Genomic DNA, 311 nt, shown 5'->3' on the forward strand with positions numbered 1-311 from the left:
GGCTGATGATGGTTGATGAAGTCCAGACCGGCAATGGTCGTACCGGCAGCTACTTCTCCTATCAACAACTGGGTTTTGTCCCTGATGTTGTTACAACGGCCAAGGGCCTCGGTAATGGCGTCCCTATTGGTGCCTGTCTGGCCCGTGGCGAAGCCGCCGATGTATTACAGCCAGGCAATCATGGCAGTACTTATGGTGGCAACCCGCTGTGTTGTGCTGTCGCCCTGTCTGTTGTCGAAACCATCGAAACGGACAATCTCTGTACCAATGCCCAAGAGATGGGCGACTACCTGGCCACTGGCTTCCGGGAG

The 311-nt window shown here is 55.6% G+C and carries 1 protein-coding gene; it reads left to right on the plus strand.

Annotated elements, in window-relative coordinates:
* Nucleotides 1-311: aminotransferase class III-fold pyridoxal phosphate-dependent enzyme (locus Q4563_RS18470; protein ID WP_303605547.1), on the plus strand; the 311-nt coding region annotated here is incomplete at both ends.

It is taken from the genome of Gilvimarinus sp. 1_MG-2023, from assembly GCF_030548285.1.